This window comes from Citrobacter sp. Cpo142 (genome assembly GCF_030332425.1).
GTDB classification, from domain to species: Bacteria; Pseudomonadota; Gammaproteobacteria; order Enterobacterales; family Enterobacteriaceae; genus Citrobacter; species Citrobacter portucalensis.
Map to the genome: position 1 here is coordinate 15,941 of NZ_JAOWHW010000052.1, position 17,858 is coordinate 33,798.

At 53.8% G+C, this 17,858-nt stretch carries 16 protein-coding genes; 8 read left to right on the plus strand and 8 right to left on the minus strand.

The features are described from left to right. Positions 1-5 precede the first annotated feature (5 nt). Positions 6-1,892: a propionate--CoA ligase gene (gene prpE / locus OGY18_RS02315; protein ID WP_286551571.1), complete on the plus strand. Its 1,887-nt coding sequence runs from the start codon at positions 6-8 to the stop codon at positions 1,890-1,892. A gap of 92 nt (positions 1,893-1,984) precedes the next feature. Here prpE and lacA read toward each other — a convergent pair whose 3' ends face one another. From lacA to OGY18_RS02335, 4 genes are all read right to left on the minus strand, one after another. Further along, positions 1,985-2,596 carry a galactoside O-acetyltransferase gene (gene lacA, locus OGY18_RS02320; protein WP_286551573.1) on the minus strand — a complete coding sequence of 204 codons (612 nt, stop codon included), beginning with the start codon at positions 2,594-2,596 and terminating at the stop codon, positions 1,985-1,987. A gap of 28 nt (positions 2,597-2,624) precedes the next feature. After that, complete coding sequence (locus tag OGY18_RS02325; protein WP_111466016.1) at positions 2,625-3,878, minus strand: MFS transporter; 1,254 nt, start codon at positions 3,876-3,878, stop codon at positions 2,625-2,627. A 57-nt stretch (positions 3,879-3,935) separates the two neighbouring features. Further along, a complete protein-coding gene (locus OGY18_RS02330; RefSeq protein ID WP_286551576.1) occupies positions 3,936-7,013 on the minus strand; it encodes a beta-galactosidase in 3,078 nt (1,025 codons plus the stop codon). A gap of 121 nt (positions 7,014-7,134) precedes the next feature. Further along, entirely contained in the window at positions 7,135-8,226 is a 1,092-nt protein-coding gene (locus tag OGY18_RS02335) for a LacI family DNA-binding transcriptional regulator (protein ID WP_122973924.1), read from the minus strand. Between the two features lie 156 nt (positions 8,227-8,382). On the opposite strand from OGY18_RS02335, the gene OGY18_RS02340 reads away from it, so the two are divergent. Further along, positions 8,383-8,991: a class I SAM-dependent DNA methyltransferase gene (locus OGY18_RS02340; RefSeq protein WP_394810116.1), complete on the plus strand. Its 609-nt coding sequence runs from the start codon at positions 8,383-8,385 to the stop codon at positions 8,989-8,991. Here the strand turns inward: OGY18_RS02340 and OGY18_RS02345 are convergent. After that, entirely contained in the window at positions 8,988-9,938 is a 951-nt protein-coding gene (locus tag OGY18_RS02345) for a GlxA family transcriptional regulator (protein ID WP_193135092.1), read from the minus strand. The two genes, OGY18_RS02340 and OGY18_RS02345, sit on opposite strands and share 4 nt — an antisense overlap. Positions 9,939-9,956: 18 nt before the next feature. Next, a complete protein-coding gene (locus tag OGY18_RS02350) occupies positions 9,957-10,733 on the minus strand; it encodes an MBL fold metallo-hydrolase (RefSeq protein WP_286551580.1) in 777 nt (258 codons plus the stop codon). 376 nt (positions 10,734-11,109) lie between these two features. Between OGY18_RS02350 and OGY18_RS02355 the strand changes: the two genes are divergently transcribed. The 3 genes from OGY18_RS02355 (at position 11,110) to OGY18_RS02365 (ending at position 12,714) form a co-directional block, all read left to right on the plus strand. Further along, positions 11,110-11,355, plus strand: a complete 246-nt coding sequence (locus OGY18_RS02355) for a YmjA family protein (protein WP_003021350.1) — start codon at positions 11,110-11,112, stop codon at positions 11,353-11,355. A gap of 86 nt (positions 11,356-11,441) precedes the next feature. After that, positions 11,442-11,918 carry a cold-shock protein gene (locus tag OGY18_RS02360; RefSeq protein WP_003830914.1) on the plus strand — a complete coding sequence of 159 codons (477 nt, stop codon included), beginning with the start codon at positions 11,442-11,444 and terminating at the stop codon, positions 11,916-11,918. 238 nt (positions 11,919-12,156) lie between these two features. Then, positions 12,157-12,714, plus strand: coding sequence for a hypothetical protein (locus OGY18_RS02365; protein ID WP_223849069.1), 558 nt, complete (start codon positions 12,157-12,159; stop codon positions 12,712-12,714). A 191-nt stretch (positions 12,715-12,905) separates the two neighbouring features. Here the strand turns inward: OGY18_RS02365 and OGY18_RS02370 are convergent, their stop codons facing one another. Next, positions 12,906-13,208: a putative quinol monooxygenase gene (locus OGY18_RS02370; protein ID WP_149384036.1), complete on the minus strand. Its 303-nt coding sequence runs from the start codon at positions 13,206-13,208 to the stop codon at positions 12,906-12,908. A 135-nt stretch (positions 13,209-13,343) separates the two neighbouring features. Beyond that, positions 13,344-14,156, minus strand: coding sequence for a DNA-binding transcriptional regulator (locus OGY18_RS02375; RefSeq protein WP_286551650.1), 813 nt, complete (start codon positions 14,154-14,156; stop codon positions 13,344-13,346). Positions 14,157-14,347: 191 nt separating this feature from the next. Between OGY18_RS02375 and OGY18_RS02380 the strand changes: the two genes are divergently transcribed. The 3 genes from OGY18_RS02380 to mhpC are packed head-to-tail and all read left to right on the plus strand — an operon-like array spanning position 14,348 to position 17,853. Beyond that, positions 14,348-16,012, plus strand: a complete 1,665-nt coding sequence (locus OGY18_RS02380) for a bifunctional 3-(3-hydroxy-phenyl)propionate/3-hydroxycinnamic acid hydroxylase (protein WP_286551583.1) — start codon at positions 14,348-14,350, stop codon at positions 16,010-16,012. Position 16,013: 1 nt separating this feature from the next. Next, positions 16,014-16,958 (plus strand): 2,3-dihydroxyphenylpropionate/2,3-dihydroxicinnamic acid 1,2-dioxygenase, encoded by a 945-nt coding sequence (gene mhpB, locus OGY18_RS02385; protein ID WP_286551586.1) that lies wholly within the window; start codon positions 16,014-16,016, stop codon positions 16,956-16,958. A 28-nt stretch (positions 16,959-16,986) separates the two neighbouring features. After that, on the plus strand, positions 16,987-17,853 hold the full coding sequence (gene mhpC, locus OGY18_RS02390) for a 2-hydroxy-6-oxonona-2,4-dienedioate hydrolase (protein WP_149281141.1): 867 nt from the start codon (positions 16,987-16,989) through the stop codon (positions 17,851-17,853). Positions 17,854-17,858: the final 5 nt, after the last annotated feature.

Consider the following 17,858-nt stretch of genomic DNA (forward strand, 5'->3'; position numbering starts at 1 on the left):
GCATTATGTCTTATAGCGAGTTTTATCAACATTCTATTACACAGCCGGAGTCGTTCTGGGCCGAGCAGGCCCAGCGTATTGACTGGCAGCAGCCGTATACGCAGGTGCTGGACCACAGTAATCCGCCGTTTGCCCGCTGGTTTTGCGGCGGCACGACCAATCTGTGCCACAACGCCATCGACCGCTGGCTGGAGAAACAGCCTGACGCGCTGGCGCTGATTGCTGTGTCATCAGAAACCGAAGAAGAATGCACGTTTACCTTTCGTCAGCTGTATGACGAAGTGAACGTCGCGGCGGCGATGTTGTTGTCGCTGGGCGTACAGCGTGGCGATCGGGTACTGGTTTATATGCCGATGATCGCCGAGGCGCACATTACGCTGCTGGCCTGCGCGCGCATTGGGGCGATCCATTCGGTGGTGTTCGGTGGTTTCGCCTCGCACAGCGTAGCGGCGCGTATCGACGACGCCCGACCGGTGGTTATCGTGTCGGCGGATGCCGGGGCGCGCGGCGGCAAAATCCTGCCGTATAAAAAGCTGCTCGATGATGCGATCGATCAGGCGCAGCACCAGCCGCGTCATGTGGTATTGGTCGATCGCGGTCTGGCGAAAATGGTGCGGATAGAGGGGCGAGACCTCGACTTTGCCGCGCTGCGCCAACAGCATCTCGGCGCGCGGGTGCCGGTTGCCTGGCTGGAGTCGAACGAAACGTCCTGCATTCTCTACACCTCCGGGACAACCGGTAAACCGAAAGGCGTGCAGCGCGACGTTGGCGGCTACGCGGTCGCGCTGGCGACCTCGATGGACACAATTTTCGGCGGTAAAGCGGGCGGCGTGTTCTTCTGCGCATCGGATATCGGCTGGGTGGTTGGGCATTCGTATATCGTGTATGCCCCGCTGCTGGCGGGGATGGCGACGGTGGTGTACGAAGGGCTGCCAACGTATCCGGACTGTGGCGTATGGTGGAAAATTGTTGAGAAGTATCAGGTCAGCCGGATGTTCTCCGCGCCAACGGCGATACGTGTACTGAAGAAATTCCCGACCGCGCAAATCCGTAATCACGATCTCTCCTCGCTGGAGGTGCTGTATCTGGCGGGGGAGCCGCTGGATGAACCGACCGCCAGTTGGGTAACGGAAACGCTGGGCGTCCCGGTTATCGACAACTACTGGCAGACTGAATCCGGTTGGCCGATTATGGCGATCGCTCGCGGGCTGGACGACCGCCCGTCGCGGCTGGGTAGCCCAGGCGTGCCGATGTACGGATATAACGTGCAGTTGCTCAATGAGGTGACCGGTGAGCCCTGCGAAGCGAATGAAAAGGGCATGCTGGTGATTGAAGGGCCGCTGCCGCCGGGCTGTATCCAGACTATCTGGGGTGATGACGCGCGGTTTGTGAATACCTACTGGTCGCTGTTTTCTCGCCAGGTGTACGCCACCTTTGACTGGGGTATTCGCGATGCGGACGGCTATTACTTCATCCTTGGCCGTACGGATGATGTCATCAACGTGGCCGGGCATCGGTTGGGGACGCGTGAGATAGAGGAGAGTATTTCCAGCTATCCGAACGTTGCCGAAGTGGCTGTGGTCGGCGTGAAGGACGCGCTGAAGGGGCAGGTCGCGGTCGCGTTTGTCATTCCGAAACAGAGCGACAGCCTTGAAGATCGCGACATCGCGCATTCGGAAGAGAAGGCGATTATGGCGCTGGTGGACAGTCAGATTGGTAACTTTGGTCGTCCGGCGCACGTCTGGTTTGTGTCGCAGTTGCCGAAAACGCGCTCTGGCAAAATGCTCAGACGGACGATCCAGGCGATCTGTGAAGGCCGCGATCCTGGCGATCTAACGACCATTGACGATCCCGCGTCGTTGCAGCAAATCCGTCAGGCGATTGAAGAGTAACATCGTGTGATGCCCGGCGGCGCAATGCTTACCGGGCCTTTTAGTAATGTAGGCCGGATAAACCACGTGAGTGGTGCATCCGGCATGACGACTTAAAGTAACGGATCCACTTTAGAATTTTGGTAATAGTACTCTTTATCTCGTTCATTAATGGTTCTGAGAACTCGACAGGGAACCCCCACGGCCACGACATCTGCCGGAATGTCTTTTGTGACTATACTCCCCGCGCCGATAACGGAATTATCGCCAATCGTTATGCCAGGATTGATCACCACATTACTGCCAATCCATACGTTATTGCCGATGGTGACTGGAAAGGAAAACATCTCTCCGGATTTCCTTAATTCATGGTGCACAGGGTGACCCGTTACCGTGATCGTGACGTTTGGTGCAATTAAAACGTTATCGCCGATGGTGACCGTGTAATCATCCACAATGGTAAAGTTAAAATTGGCGTAGAAGTTTTTGCCAATGTGAATATTGCTGCCGTAAGAGAAATAAATGGGGGGCTCAATCCACGCATTTTCTCCTGTGGAGGCAAATATTTCGCGAATCAGTTTTTCCCTCTTTTTAATCTCAGATGGACGCGTGTGGTTAAACTCATACATTAACTCCTTTCCGCGCAGTCTCTCTTCTGGCAGCCCCTCGCACATATCAGTAAACAGCTTGCCTGCTTTCATTCTGTCTCTCATAGACATGCTCATCGAAGATATTCCTTCTTGTTATTTGTCTTCAGACTTGTTTACTTGCCGGGGTGAAAACGCGGGAAAACGGCCCTGGCCCGCTAAGGGTAAATACGGAAATCAGCGTGAAGCTCAGCGCAATAATCCCCAGCACCAGATAAGCTCCCTGGAAACCAATGCTCTCATACATTTTTCCGGCCAGAACTGACATGAAAATCATGGCTAACTGTTTGAAGAAGCAGAAACACACCAGGTAAATTGTGGCCGAGAAACGCACTTCAAACTGACTGGTGATGTATTTGAAGCAACCGACAATCAGGAACGGTATCTCGAACATATGCAGCGTTTTGAGGATCACGACCTCCAGCGCAGTGGTGGCGAATGATGAACCAATGATCCGCACCGACATGATCGTACCGGCCAGCAGCAGGGCGTTCTTTCCGCCGATGCGGTTCACAATCAGCGGCGCAAAGAACATGATCGAGGCGTTGAGCAATTCCCCCATCGTTGTGACGTAGCCAAACACGCGGGTACCCTGTTCGCCGGTGGCAAAGAACGAGGTAAAGAAGTTGGCGAACTGCTGGTCAAACACATCATAAGTACAGGAAACGCCGACCACGTACAGGGAGAGGAACCAAAGTTTCGGTTGTTTAAATAACTCCAGCGCCAGCTTCAGGCTGAATGCCGAGTTATTGGCGCCTACCGCATCCGCGACTTTTGCAGAAGAGGGGGCATCTGTTTTTGAAAATAACAGCAGCAATGCCAGAATGACCGCACAGCCAGAACCTAACCAGAAGACGAATTGGTTATTGATGGTAAACATAATGCCGGCAATCGAGGCGCACAGCGCCCAGCCCACGCAGCCAAACATGCGCGCGCGACCAAATTCAAAGTTGCTTCGGCGGCTGGCCTTTTCAATATAGGCTTCAATCGCCGGAGCGCCGGCATTGTAAATAAAGCCAAGGTAAATCCCGCCGACAATTGAACCCAGTAAAATATTAACCTGCAATAATGGGCCAAATACGTAAATAAAAAACGGGGCAAACATTACCAGCATGCCGGTAATTACCCACAGCAGATGTTTACGCAGACCAAGCTTATCGGACAGTAGTCCGAAAATTGGCTGGAATAACAAAGAAAACAGTGAGATACAGGCGAAGATGATGCCGGTGTCGCCTTTACTGATATGGTTTACATCGTGTAACCAGATAGGGAAGAAGGGGAAATACGCACCCATAATAAAAAAGTAAAAGAAGAAGAAAAAGCCGAACATCCAAAAGTTAGTGTTTTTTAAATAATACATAACAGACTTCCTCAGGAAAAATAAGGGCAGGTCATAACCTGCCCATTATTATTATGTTTAACCCCAGATAACCTGGTAGTGATAACGCCCGGCGCTTAGCTGGAATTCCGGTGACACGGAAGGACTCCACGAATCATCGCCGCCGACGCCCATATGGAAGCCATCAATATTGAGCCAGGTGCCCGCCTCAGGTTGCAGCAGATGGCGGTGGCTGGTTTCCATCAGTTGCTGCTGGCTAAAGCGGCTGATGTTGAACAGGAAGTCTCCGCGCCACTGGTGCGCGCCGTAGTACAGTTCGCGCGTGCCGCAGCGCAGACCGTTTTCGCTCGGGAAAACATACGGGGTGTACATCTCATCAAGCGACAGATCCCAGCGATCGAAACAGGCGGCGCCCAGACGGTCCGGGTAGTTCTCATGCGGGCCGAGACCTAACCAGTTCACTCGCTCCGCAACCTGCGCCAGCTGGCAGCTCAGGCCGATGCGGGCCGGATGCGGCGTACCGCTGGCAACGTCAACATCCACCGTTATCTGCATTTCACCATTACCGTCAATATGATAGCTTTTTCGGCTGACGAACAGCGTTTCGCCCTGATACTGCCACGCATGTTCGGTGGTGATCAGTACCGCACTGCTCAGCGTATCGGCAGCACAGTACAGTAACGTTGCTTCGACCTGATAATGACCGGCAGCCTTCCAGCGTTCAACCCAGGCGTTAGGGTCGATGCGGGTTGACTCGCTCACGCCGATGTCGTTGTCCAGCGGTGCGCGGGTGAACTGGTCGGTCAGTGGGGTTAACAGTTGGGCTTTATCGCCAATCCAGTACTGTGTCAGCAGGCCAGACTGACGGTCGAATTGCCAGCGCTTGTTATCGTTCTCAACGGTAAAGATGTTTTCGCTAACGTTAAGCTGTGGCGCGAAACAGTGAGTTGGCTGCCGTGCCAGACTGAGTTTTTCTTCCAGCTTCCACTGCTGCCAGGCGCTGATATGCCCGGCGTCTGACCATGCGGTTGCCTGAGGTTGTTCTACGCGCACTGTCAACCACAGCTGGCCTGCGGTTTCCGGCATCGGGACATCAGGCAGGGTAATCACCTGGCGGCCCTGTGGGGCGATATCCAGAACGATTTCTCCGGCGGCCAGCGGATTGCCGTCCTGAGCAATCGACCAGTGCAGAACTTCGTTATCGCTGCGGCGGAACAGATATTCGCTGGTCACTTCAATCTGGCGTTCAGCGCCCGGCAGTAACGTGAACTGGAAGAACTGCTGTTCATGTTTGGCCTCGTATAACGCCGGATGCGGAGTGCGATCGGCGAACACCAGTCCGTTCATGCAAAACTGACGATCGTTAGGCGTGTCGCCAAAGTCGCCACCGTAGGCTGACCATGCCTTGCCGTTATCATCATATTTAATCAACGACTGATCCACCCAGTCCCAGACAAACCCGCCCTGCAGGCGCGGATACTGGCGGAACGCTTGCCAGTATTTGGCGAAGCCGCCAAAACTGTTGCCCATAGCGTGGGCATATTCACAGAGGATCAGCGGACGCTGCTCGCCGGGCATCGACAGCCACTTTTTAATCGACCATTTGGGGACTGCGGGGAAGGGCTGATCCTGATCTACGCGGGCGTACATCGGGCAAATAATGTCGGTCGCCGCGGTATTTGCGCCGCCGCCTTCATATTGTACCGGGCGTGACGGGTCTTCTGATTTTATCCAGCGGTAGAGTGCGTCGTGATTGACGCCATGGCCGGATTCATTGCCCAGTGACCAGATGATAATGCTCGGATGGTTGCGATCGCGTTGTACCATGCGCGTGACGCGCTGGCTCATGGCAGGCAACCAGGCGGGATCGTCGGTGAGGCGGTTCATCGGCACCATGCCGTGGGTTTCAATATTGGCTTCGTCGACCACATACAAACCGTAGCGATCGCACAGCGTGTACCACAACGGATGGTTCGGGTAATGGGAGCAGCGCACGGCGTTGAAGTTATTCTGCTTCATCAGGATGATGTCTTGCACCATCGTCGCCTCATCCATCACCTGGCCGTTGACCGGATGGTGCTCATGGCGGTTGGTACCGCGAATCAACAGCGGCTTGCCGTTTAACAGCAGCAGGCCGTTTTCGATACCAACCTGACGAAAGCCGACGTCACAGGCTTCCGCTTCAATCAGCACTCCGTCCGCGGTGCGTAACTGCACAACGGCGCGGTACAGATTGGGCGTTTCGGCACTCCACAGCGCCGGTTTTTCGACGTTCAGACGCAGAGTCACCCGGTCATGATAAGCGCCGCGTTCATCAATGATCTCGCTGCCGAGCGGTGAGGTCGTTTCGTGGGTAAGCGTTTCACCTTCCCACAATTGCAGGGTGACGCGTAAATCTTTGCTCTCGCTGCCCGCCACTCTGACTTCCGCTTCCAGCGTGGCGCGGCTGAAGTCATCATTAAATCGGGTATTAATGCGCAGGTCGCGGATTTGCGTACTGGGCTTATGCAGCAGGGAGACATCGCGAAAAATACCGCTCATGCGCCACATGTCCTGGTCTTCCAGATAGCTGCCATCGCTCCAGCGCAGCACCATCACAGCCAGGCGGTTTTCGCCGCGCAGCAGATAATCGCTAAGATCAAACTCAGACGGTAGACGGCTATCCTGACCGTAGCCGACCCAGCGGCCGTTGCACCACAGATGAAATGCGGAATTGACGCCGTCAAAAACAATGCGCGTCTGACCTTCATCTAACCACGCGTCTTCGATATTAAATGTGAGCGAGTAACATCCTGTGGGGTTCTGTGCCGGAACGTACGGAGGATTCACCGGGATTGGGTAGGTGACGTTGGTATAAATTGGCGCATCGTAACCGTCCATCTGCCAGTTAGAAGGGACGTTGATGATGTCTGCCTGTGGCAGATCGCTTGTCAGCCAGCTTTCCGGTACTGCCTCCGGTGCGGCAAACCAGGAAAATTGCCACTGGCCATTCAGCGAGCGTAACTGACTCGAATGCTGATTGGTACGTGCATCATCCGCTGAGCGCCAGCTACAAAAAGGCGGGTGCGCCTCCAGGCGGTTGAGCTGCGTGACGCCGGGATTTTCCCAGTCACGGCGGGCCAGAACAGCGGAGAGTGAATCTGTGTTCAGGTTCATAACGGTATCCTGTTTGAATTTGTTACTCGCTCACAATTTCAATCAAAATACGAACAAGCGCTCCTTTCTGTAAAGGATGGGGCGTTCAATAAGTGAGCTGACTCACACAATTGTTATGCGTTCACAATTTGGGTGTGAGCTGAGAAACTTGCCGTGCCAGCTGGATCAGGGAATCAGCCAGCGCCTGGGGAGTGGTGGTTTGCGTATCGGGAGGCAGAACCGTTTTGCGCTTGACCAGGGTGACAGGCAGCAGTTGGTTACCCACGGTTGATTCGCCACGTGGGAGTTGCAGCAGCCTGTCGACGCTGGTTTCACCCAGTAACGGAAAATCCTGCCTGATGGTGGTCAGCGGTGGGATGTAACAGGCACTGTCTTCGGTGTCATCGTAGCCAATTACCGATATATCCACCGCAACCCGCAGACCGAACTCGCTGATTGCCCGCATCGCGCCCAGCGCCATTTGATCGTTAGCGACCAGCATGGCGGTAGGGAGGTTACCGTTATTCAGCATGTGCATCGTTTGCTGAAAACCAGACATCGCGCTCCAGTCGCCTTCCAGCTCCGCTACGGGTTGTAGCTGGTAATGTGCCAGATACTTGTGCCAGCCCGCATGCCGAAGCCTTGCCGAAACGGAGGTGTGCGGCCCGCTCAGCAGGGCGATCCGTTGATGTCCGTGCTGCACCAGATGTTCAACGCCAAGACGCGCGCCGTCGTCATGAGAGAAAATCACGCTGTTAATTGGCGTCAGGTCAGAGACATCGAGAAACAGCACCGGCACCGTACCGCAGGCAGCGGCCACGGCAATGGCATCTTCTTCATCCAGCGGATAGTTGATGATAAGCCCGGTTACGCGTTGAGAAAGCAGATTGTGGACCGCGGCTTTACAGGACTCAACGCCGCTGCGCTCGACCATGGCGATCACCACGCTGGCACCGGACTGGTCGGCGCGGGATTTTATGGCAGCAACGATTTGTGAGGGGGCATGCAGGGCAAGGTTTGCTGTCACAACGCCAATCAGTGGCGTCTGTTTGCCAGCCAACTGCTGTGCAACGCGGTTAGGAATGTAATTGAGTTCCGCCATCGCGGCCTCAACTTTCTGTCGGGTTTTTGCGGAAACGTGGCTGGCCTGGTTCACGACGCGAGAGACGGTCTGGTAAGAGACGCCTGCATGGTCTGCCACATCGTATAGCGTTACCGGTTTCACGTTTATCACCCCTGTAATGACGTTATCTGTGCGCTATGATGCCACAGCGGGGCGGTTTTGGGGTATTTGCGCATGGGTTCTGCGAGGCGCATTCCAGGGTTTGAGGATAGCGTGCTGAAGGATTTATCGCCGTTATACCTAACAGAAGAAAAAAGTGAGGACATTGTGAGCGATTCTGCGGCAAAAAATATTCTGTCCATCTACCGACGCCATGCGGATGCTTTTGCCAGCCAGCGCTCGCGCACCTTGTTCGAGAAACGCTGGCTCGATAAATTTATTTCCGTGATGGGCGGGCAGGGCAGCATTGTGGATATTGGCTGCGGCAACGGCCAGCCGATCGCCGGTTATTTTATCCAGCAGGGTTTTCAGCTTACCGGCGTTGATGGTTCCCCGGCGATGCTGGCGCGGGCCCGAAACACTTTTCCCGCACAGCGCTGGCTGGAACAGGATATGCGCGAGCTGGCACTCAATGAGACTTTCGATGGTCTGATCGCCTGGGACAGCTTTTTCCATTTAACTCAGCAGGACCAGCAAAAGATGTTCCCGATTTTTGACCGCCTCAGCCATCCCGGCAGCGCGCTGATGTTCACCAGCGGTACGGACAACGGTATCGCGATGGGGCAATTTGAAGGTGAGCCGCTGTTTCACGCCAGCCTCGCCCCGGATGAATACCGCGCACTGCTGTCAGCACACGGTTTTGCGGTGGTCGAGATGGTGATGGAAGATCCGCACTGCGCCGGGCACACCATCTGGCTGGCGCAAAAAAGAAGCTAATCACCGCGAAAGGTTTTACGCCATTCAGCCGGGCTAACGCCAAAGTGGGATTTAAAATGCTGGCGCCAGGTGACGGGCGACTGAAAACCAACCTGTTCTGCGATGCGTTCAATGGGTAACTGGCTGGACTCCAGCAACGTCTGGCTACGGCGCAGGCGCTCGGCAATCAACCATTCGGCCACGCTTGACCCTGTGGCCTTCATAAAATGACGGGTGAGGGTGCGACGACTCATCATCACCCGTTGCGCCAGCTCGTCGAGATTATGCGGTTCATGGAGATGCTGGCGCAAATAGTCGAGCAGGACGTTGATGCGCTGATCTTTGGTATTTTTCGCCACCGGTTGCTCGATAAACTGTGCCTGGCCGCCCTCGCGATGTGGCGGCACAATCATCCGTCTGGCAATCTGATTCGCCACCGTGCTGCCAAAACGCTGGCGGATGACGTACAGGCAGCAATCCAGCGCAGCGGCGGTGCCTGCCGAGGTAATAATACCGTCGTCATCCACGTACAGCGCGTTGATATCCAGATGAGCTGCCGGAAAGCGGGCCTGAAAATCCTGCTCGAACTCCCAGTGCGTAGCCGCCCGTTTGCCATCCAGCAGACCGGCGTAGCCGAGGACAAACGCACCCAGGCATAATCCAACAATCTGCGCGCCGTTTTGTCGCGCACGATTGAGCGCATCAAGCAGGCTTTGTGGTGGCCGATGTGCTGTGGTGCCCCACCAGGGGATCACCACAATATCGGCGGCCTCCACCGCTTCATAGCCGTAGGCTGCGTTGATGGAGAAGCCATCCTGCGAGGAAACGATGCCCGGCTGTTCGGCGCACAGTTGCACCTCAAAACGCTTTTTCGCCGCCACTTTGTCACTGAAAATAATGCACGGCACCGAGAAGTGGAACGGGCTGAAATCTTCCACGGCAACAATGGCGACGTTAAGCGGTTGCATACGAGTCCTCTGTGGATTTTAAAACGTCAGGGTTTCGCCATCTTCCGGCACGTTAACAAATTGCGCAATCTGGTTGTCACAGGTGTACTCTTTCAAGGCCGCGCGGGTCAGCAGACAGTGGTTAATCGCCTCCATGTGGGTCGCCACAATTTGTGCTTCGGGCAGCGTGAAGTGGGTTTTTAGCACATCTTCCGCGCCCATGATAATTGGGCCAAACCCGATAACGTGGGCAAAGCCTGCATTCACAATGACCACGCCTGGCTGGAAAGTCCGCATGTTGGTTTCCACCTCGTCGCGCCAGACGGTGTCCCCGACCAGATACAGCGTTTTTTCCGCCTGATGTTGGAAGATAACTCCGCAGGCATCACCCAGACGCTCAGCCATTTGCGGGATGGCGTAAGCGCGATCCGAACCGTGCTGGCCGTCGGTTTTACGCAGGGTGATATCACCAAGCGCAGTGTTTTGCGTCAGTACGGTCAGTTGCGTGAAACCTTGTTCCCGCAGTACCTGCGCATCGCGATCGTTTTGCACATAAATCGGTTTGTCTTTCGGTACGACACGAACCACGGCTTCATCCCAGTGGTCTTCATGCAGATGGGTCACGATCAGCGCATCAACGTTGAGCAGGGTGTCGATATCGACAGGCAGATCAACGGTCGGGTTGCGGATCTCGGCGCGTGCCGTACCGGCAAAGCCCGGATAAGTACCTTTTGCCGCCAGCATAGGGTCGATCAGAAAGGTTTTGCCACCAAAGGTGATGTGCTGCGTGGCGTTACGGATTTGCGTGATGTTCATGGTGTTTGCTCCACGTGTTGGGTCAGTGGTGTCATCGTAGAGTGTTGTCCAGAAGGTGAATGTGGGCAAATGGGCGACTAGCGATGAGATTGGGCCAACTGCAGATGACAGATATCAATTATGTAATTAAAGTAATTTAATATTCCCTTTGCGGCTCGTTATTTAATTCGCAACGATTATATCGAACTGAATAAGAATACTGTTATTTAAATACGGAAAGGTTTATTAAATGCGAAGTGGCGGCAGAAAACATTATTGATATATGTAAAGCATAGTGGCCAATAAAACAGATCGCGAACCATGAAATAAGAATGCTATCATTCACATCAGACGCGGCAGGCAACTGCTGGCACACGCATTTACCCCGGAGCAACTGATGAACAACGACATTCCGCTTAAATATTATGATATCGCCGACGAGTACGCGACCGAGGCCGCAAAGCCGGTGAGCGACACAGAACGTGACGCGCTGGCGCACTACTTCCAGCAGTTGATTACCCGTTTGATGAACAACGAAGAGATCAGCGAAGAAGCGCAGCAGGAGATGGCAACCGTGGCTGGTGTCGACGCTCAGCGTATCGATGATATCGCGGAGTTCCTCAATCGTTGGGGGAACGAGTAGCCAAAGGCATGGCCTGTGTTTTACACTGCGCGCAAATTGAGTAGGTATACTCTACGAGTAATAGGTTTAATCAGGCGGAAACAGCAATGAACGGAACAATCACAACGTGGTTTAAAGATAAAGGCTTTGGATTTATCAAAGATGAAAACGGCGACAACCGCTATTTTCATGTGATTAAGGTTGCTAATCCTGAGCTGATCAAGAAAGACGCAGCGGTGACCTTCGAGCCCACCACCAACAACAAAGGCTTGTCTGCCTACGCGGTAAAAGTCATACCAGACAGCAAGTACATCTATATCGCAGGCGAGCGTCTGAAGCTCACCTCGATCAAGTCATTCCTGGTCTACAGCGAAGAAGTCCCTGTAGAGACCCGTATCGACAAAGAAAATGCTGTGCTGTCTGTCGGCGTGCTGATGAACAGCATCCGACCGAAATCAGATGTCAAGCCTGGTGAAATGCGCACGCTGAAAAAGCTGGCCATCACTACCTTCCAGGGCACGACGCTGATCTTCTCGGAAGATGAAATTGACATCGACGCGACGGTGAAACTGCTTAAAGTCTGAAACCCTTCAGACTGAATAAAAACCGGAACGCTGCTCTTTTCAGGAGCGGGTTTCGGTTTTTTTTGATATGTGTAATTTACGTGATTCAGGTATGTAGTGATAAAATTAGTAGGTAGCAATCCGTTTCTGAATAGGTATATATTATCCGTATTAAATAAATATGATCGCCAACTATTTGCAGATTAGTAGCGCGGTTAACTAATAGTGATTCACCGGTATAACTAATGGGGTAATATAAGTGATTTTTAAAAAAATATGGAAAGCTATATCTTCTGAATATATACCATCGGCCATTTGCTTTTTTCTCCTTGCAAAAATGGATTATGAAATAATATCTATCTGGCCACAGAATGAATCGGTTGATGACAGAATTAAACTTTCTTTATTATTCATTCATTTGGTGATGATTTTAGTGATGTTTACTCCGCTAATTAATCGGTTTTTGTCACGAGTAGACAATGAGAAACTTGAAAAGTTTATAGCTCTTCCGCAGAAAGATAAAAACATCACATACATCGATTATTATGATTTTCTGAGCGGGCTTGCTTTATCAGCATTTTACTTATCTATCCTTATTTTTACAATGAAGAGTATTTACGAAGAAGCAGGATGGATAATTTCTGGTATTTATATATTTACAATGTTTGTGTCTTCTATTTCTATTGCTGCATTGTCATTGCTTAGATTTATCTGGTTATTTACAAAGTTTAATAATTATATATATTGGTTTATTGTTTTACTTGCGAGCAGTATGTGTATGGCAGTTATTGGTGCCGCGATGAAAATGGCCTCGTAAAAATGCGCTTAATATCTGGAACAGTGATGATTCCGTTTTGTAATCCGTGGGATGCATTGTTGCAAAGCTTAAAGCCTCTTTTGAAGAGGCTTTAAGCCCTCAGCGACCAGGGAAGTAAAAGACTGTCTTTCCTGGTGTTGAGCATTCTGTCAAAAACATAATTAACAGTATTCCAACTACTTTCTTCATTATCACGAGACTGCCGGATTTACCACGTCATCCATCAGTATGTAACGTGCTTCCTGGCGCGTGTATTGATCGATTAATGGTACAAGTCGCTGGAAATGCTCACTGGCACAATGTTCATCGAGAGCCGCGTGGTTTGGCCATTCTTCGATAAAAATAAAATGCCCCGGATCTTTTTCATCAATATAGAGGTCGTAAGAAATACAGTGCGGTTCTTTCTTCGTTGCCGATATTAGCTCACGATACAACGGGAGAACGGTTTCAATATACTCAGGTTTGATGAAATCCTCAGCAATGACCTTTAACATGCAGCCTCCTGGCAGAAAACGAATGCACACTATGTAATGAAGATATTTTTTGGGCAAGAGGTCACAGAGTTTTATCGGCCGGTTAGTGAGTTATGCCAGCTATCAATCAGATAATCCGCATAACTGTGATCCATCTCACCTCCCGGCAACCAAAATCTCCTGCGACTCGACGCCGTCCTCTATTTGTTTCGCCACCTTTTGTAAGGCCGGAAGATGCTTTTCCGCAGCCTGTTCGATGGTCATGGCGCTGGCCATATACACCAGATTCAGGCAGCCGATCACCCGCTGTTCGCTGCGGATGGGGACGGCGATAGAAGCGATTTTCTCTTCCTGATCCCAACCGCGAAAGTTCTTGCCAAAACCGTCTTTTCGCGCGCGGGACAAAATGGCATTGAGCTTCAGCGGTTCGCGCGCAAGCTGAAACTCTTCTCCCGGTCGGGAGGCCAGCATTTCAATCAGTTCCTGCCGTTCATTCTCCGGACAAAATGCCAGCCAGGTCAGGCCGGATGCGGTTTTCAGCAGTGGCAAACGACGCCCTACCATCGCCCGGTGAAACGACAGGCGGCTGAAACGGTGGGTGGTTTCACGTACCACCATCGCGTCCACATCCAGCGTGGAAACGTCGGTCGGCCAGATGACCTCGCGCAGCAAATCCCCCAGCAGCGGGGCGGCGAGTGCAGAAATCCACTGCTCGTCACGAAACCCCTCGCTGAGCTGGCGGACTTTAATGGTTAAGCGAAAGCTGTCATCGGACAGGCTGCGCCGGACGTAACCCTCATCCTGCAGGGTTTCCAGCAGCCGTCTGACCGTGGTGCGATGCAGGCCGCTTAACTCAGCAAGTAAGCCAACACTGGCCCCACCATCGAGCCGGTTTAACATATTTAATAACATTAATCCGCGCGTTAATCCGCGTACGGTTTTGTACTCAGTGCTCTCGTCATTTTTCATATTCATTGACAAATCTACAGGTAAAACAACGTGGTGCACTTAGTGCACATCCTGGCATGTTTTGATTGTAGCGCAAAAACTCGCTTCTATACTGACCGCACAACAAAAAATTATTCACATATTTTTAACAAAACAGATTGCGCCTCACCAGGGTCTGCAATTGCGTTTTGTCCGAGTCGTGAGGTTCTGAAATGACAACAAAAAACCCGGATATCCAACCCGCTGTGCAGCATACCGCGCAGGTGGCGATTGCCGGCGCTGGTCCGGTAGGGCTGATGATGGCCAACTATCTTGGCCAGATGGGCATTGAGGTGTTGGTAGTGGAGAAGCTCGACACGCTGATCGACTATCCTCGCGCCATCGGCATTGACGATGAAGCGCTGCGCACTATGCAGTCTGTGGGGCTGGTCGAGCGCGTTTTGCCGCACACCACGCCGTGGCACGCAATGCGTTTTCTCACCCCGAAAGGCCGCTGCTTTGCTGATATCCAGCCGATGACCGACGAATTTGGCTGGTCGCGCCGCAATGCGTTTATTCAGCCACAGGTGGACGCGGTGATGCTGGAAGGGTTGTCGCGTTTTCCCAACGTGCGCTGCCTGTTCTCCCGCGAACTGGAGGCCTTCAGCCAGCAAAACGGCGAAGTGACGCTAAATCTGAAAGCGCCGGACGATCAACGTGAAACGGTGAAGGCCCAGTGGCTGGTGGCCTGCGATGGCGGCGGCAGCAACGTCAGACGCTCGCTGAACGTGCCGTTTGAAGGTAAAACCGCGCCGAATCAGTGGATTGTAGTGGATATCGCCAACGATCCGCTCAGCACGCCGCATGTGTATCTGTGCTGCGATCCGGTGCGCCCGTACGTCTCCGCCGCACTGCCGCACGCGGTGCGCCGTTTCGAATTTATGGTGATGCCGGGGGAAACCGAAGCGCAGCTTAGCGAGCCGCAGAATATGCGTCAGCTCTTGAGCAAAGTGCTGCCGAACCCGGACAACGTCGAGCTGATCCGCCAGCGCGTGTATACCCATAACGCCCGTCTGGCCGAACGTTTTCGTATTGACCACGTGCTGCTGGCGGGCGATGCGGCGCACATTATGCCGGTCTGGCAGGGGCAGGGGTACAACAGCGGCATGCGCGATGCCTTTAACCTGGCATGGAAACTGGCGTTGGTGATTAACGGTAAAGCCGGCGATGCGCTGTTGGATACCTACCAGCAGGAACGCCGCGACCACGCCAAAGCGATGATCGACCTCTCCGTGACCGCAGGCAACGTACTTGCACCGCCCAAACGCTGGCATGGTGCGGTGCGCGATGGGGTTTCCTGGCTGCTGAACTATATTCCGCCGGTCAAACGCTACTTCCTTGAAATGCGCTTTAAGCCGATGCCGCAGTACCACGCCGGGGCGCTGGTGCGTGAAGGCAACGCGAAAACTTCACCGGTCGGCAAGATGTTTATCCAGCCGAAGGTGACGCTGGAATCGGGCGAAGCGACGTTGCTCGACAACGTCATCGGACCCAATTTCGCGGTGATTGGCTGGGGCTGTAACCCGCTATGGGGCATGAGCGAGGCGCAGATCCAACAGTGGCAGGCGCTGGGGACGCGTTTTATCCAGGTCGTGCCGGATACGCAGATACATACCGATCAGGATAACCACGATGGCGTTACCCGCATTGGCGATACGCAAAACCGCCTGCGCGCGTGGTTTGCCCAGCACAACGCCGCGCTGGTGGTCATGCGCCCGGACCGCTTTGTCGCCGCCATCGCCATTCCGCAAACCCTGGGCAGCACCCTGAATAAACTGGCGTCGGTGATGACGCTCACTCGCGCTACTGCCGACATTCCTGTTGAAAAGGTTGCCTGATATGCACGCTTATCTTCACTGTCTTTCCCATTCGCCGCTGGTGGGCTATGTCGACCCGGCACAGGCTGTGCTCGACGAGGTTAACGGCGTGATCGCCAGCGCTCGGGCACGTATTGCGGCGTTCGAACCTGAACTGGTCGTGCTGTTTGCCCCCGATCACTACAACGGATTTTTCTACGACGTGATGCCGCCGTTCTGTTTAGGCGTTGGCGCTACGGCGATCGGCGATTTTGGTAGCGCGGCGGGGGAATTGCCGGTTCCGACAGATCTGGCTGAAGCATGCGCCCACGCGGTAATGAAAAGCGGTATCGATCTCGCCGTGTCCTACAACATGCAGGTCGATCATGGCTTCGCGCAGCCGCTGGAGTTTTTGCTCGGCGGCCTGGATAAGGTGCAGGTGCTGCCAGTGTTTATTAACGGCGTCGCCACGCCGCTGCCGGGCTTTCAGCGTACCCGCATGCTCGGTGAAGCGATTGGCCGTTTCGCCAGCTCGCTGAATAAGCGCGTGCTGTTTTTAGGCTCCGGTGGTCTGTCGCATCAGCCGCCGGTACCGGAACTGGCGAAGGCCGATGCCCATATGCGCGACCGCCTGCTCGGTAGCGGCAAACAGTTGCCTGAAAACGAGCGTGAGCTGCGCCAGCAGCGGGTGATCAGCGCCGCCGAGAAGTTTGTGGTCGATCAAAACACGCTGCACCCGCTTAACCCCGTCTGGGATAACCGTTTTATGACGCTGCTTGAGCAGGGGCGTTTGCAGGAGCTGGACGCGGTCAGTAACGAAGAGCTGTCCGCGATGGCGGGCAAATCAACGCACGAAGTTAAAACCTGGGTTGCCGCCTTTGCCGCCATTTCTGCCTTTGGCAACTGGCGCAGCGAAGGCCGTTATTACCGCCCGATCCCGGAGTGGATCGCCGGATTCGGCTCCCTGAGCGCCACTACGCAGAACTAAAACAGAACTGAATATGCAGGAGAACATCATGACTTACCAATCGCAAACCGAAGCCGCTACCAGTCGTTTTCTGGAGGTGCAGGAAGCAGGCGAAACCCTACGCGTGCATTTCAATGACTGTGGGCAGGGCGAAGAGACCGTCGTGCTGCTGCACGGATCCGGTCCTGGCGCGACGGGCTGGGCAAACTTCAGCCGAAATATCGATCCGCTGGTACAGGCCGGATACCGGGTGATCCTGTTGGATTGTCCTGGCTGGGGCAAAAGCGATGGGATCGTTAACCGCGGTTCGCGATCCGATCTCAACGCTCGAATCCTGAAAAGCGTGGTCGATCAGTTGGATATTCAAACAGTCCACCTGCTGGGTAACTCGATGGGCGGTCACAGTGCCGTGGCGTTTACTTTGAGCTGGCCGGAGCGCGTGGGCAAGCAGGTACTGATGGGCGGCGGAACGGGTGGCATGAGCCTGTTTACCCCGATGCCAACCGAAGGTATCAAGCGTCTGAATCAGCTGTATCGCGAGCCGACCATCGAGAACCTGAAGCTGATGATGGAGATCTTTGTCTTCGACACCAGCGACCTGACCGAGGCGTTGTTTGAGGCGCGGCTGAATAACATGCTGTCGCGCCGCGATCACCTGGAAAACTTTGTCCAGAGTCTGGAGGCCAACCCGAAACAGTTCCCGGATTTCAGCCCGCGTCTGGGTGAAATCAAAGCTCAGACCCTGATTGTCTGGGGACGCAATGACCGCTTCGTACCGATGGATGCCGGTCTGCGCCTGCTCTCCGGAATTGCCGGTTCTGAGCTGCATATCTACCGCGACTGCGGACACTGGGCGCAGTGGGAGCATGCGGATGCCTTTAACCAGCTGGTGCTGAATTTCCTCACACGCCCTTAAGGAAC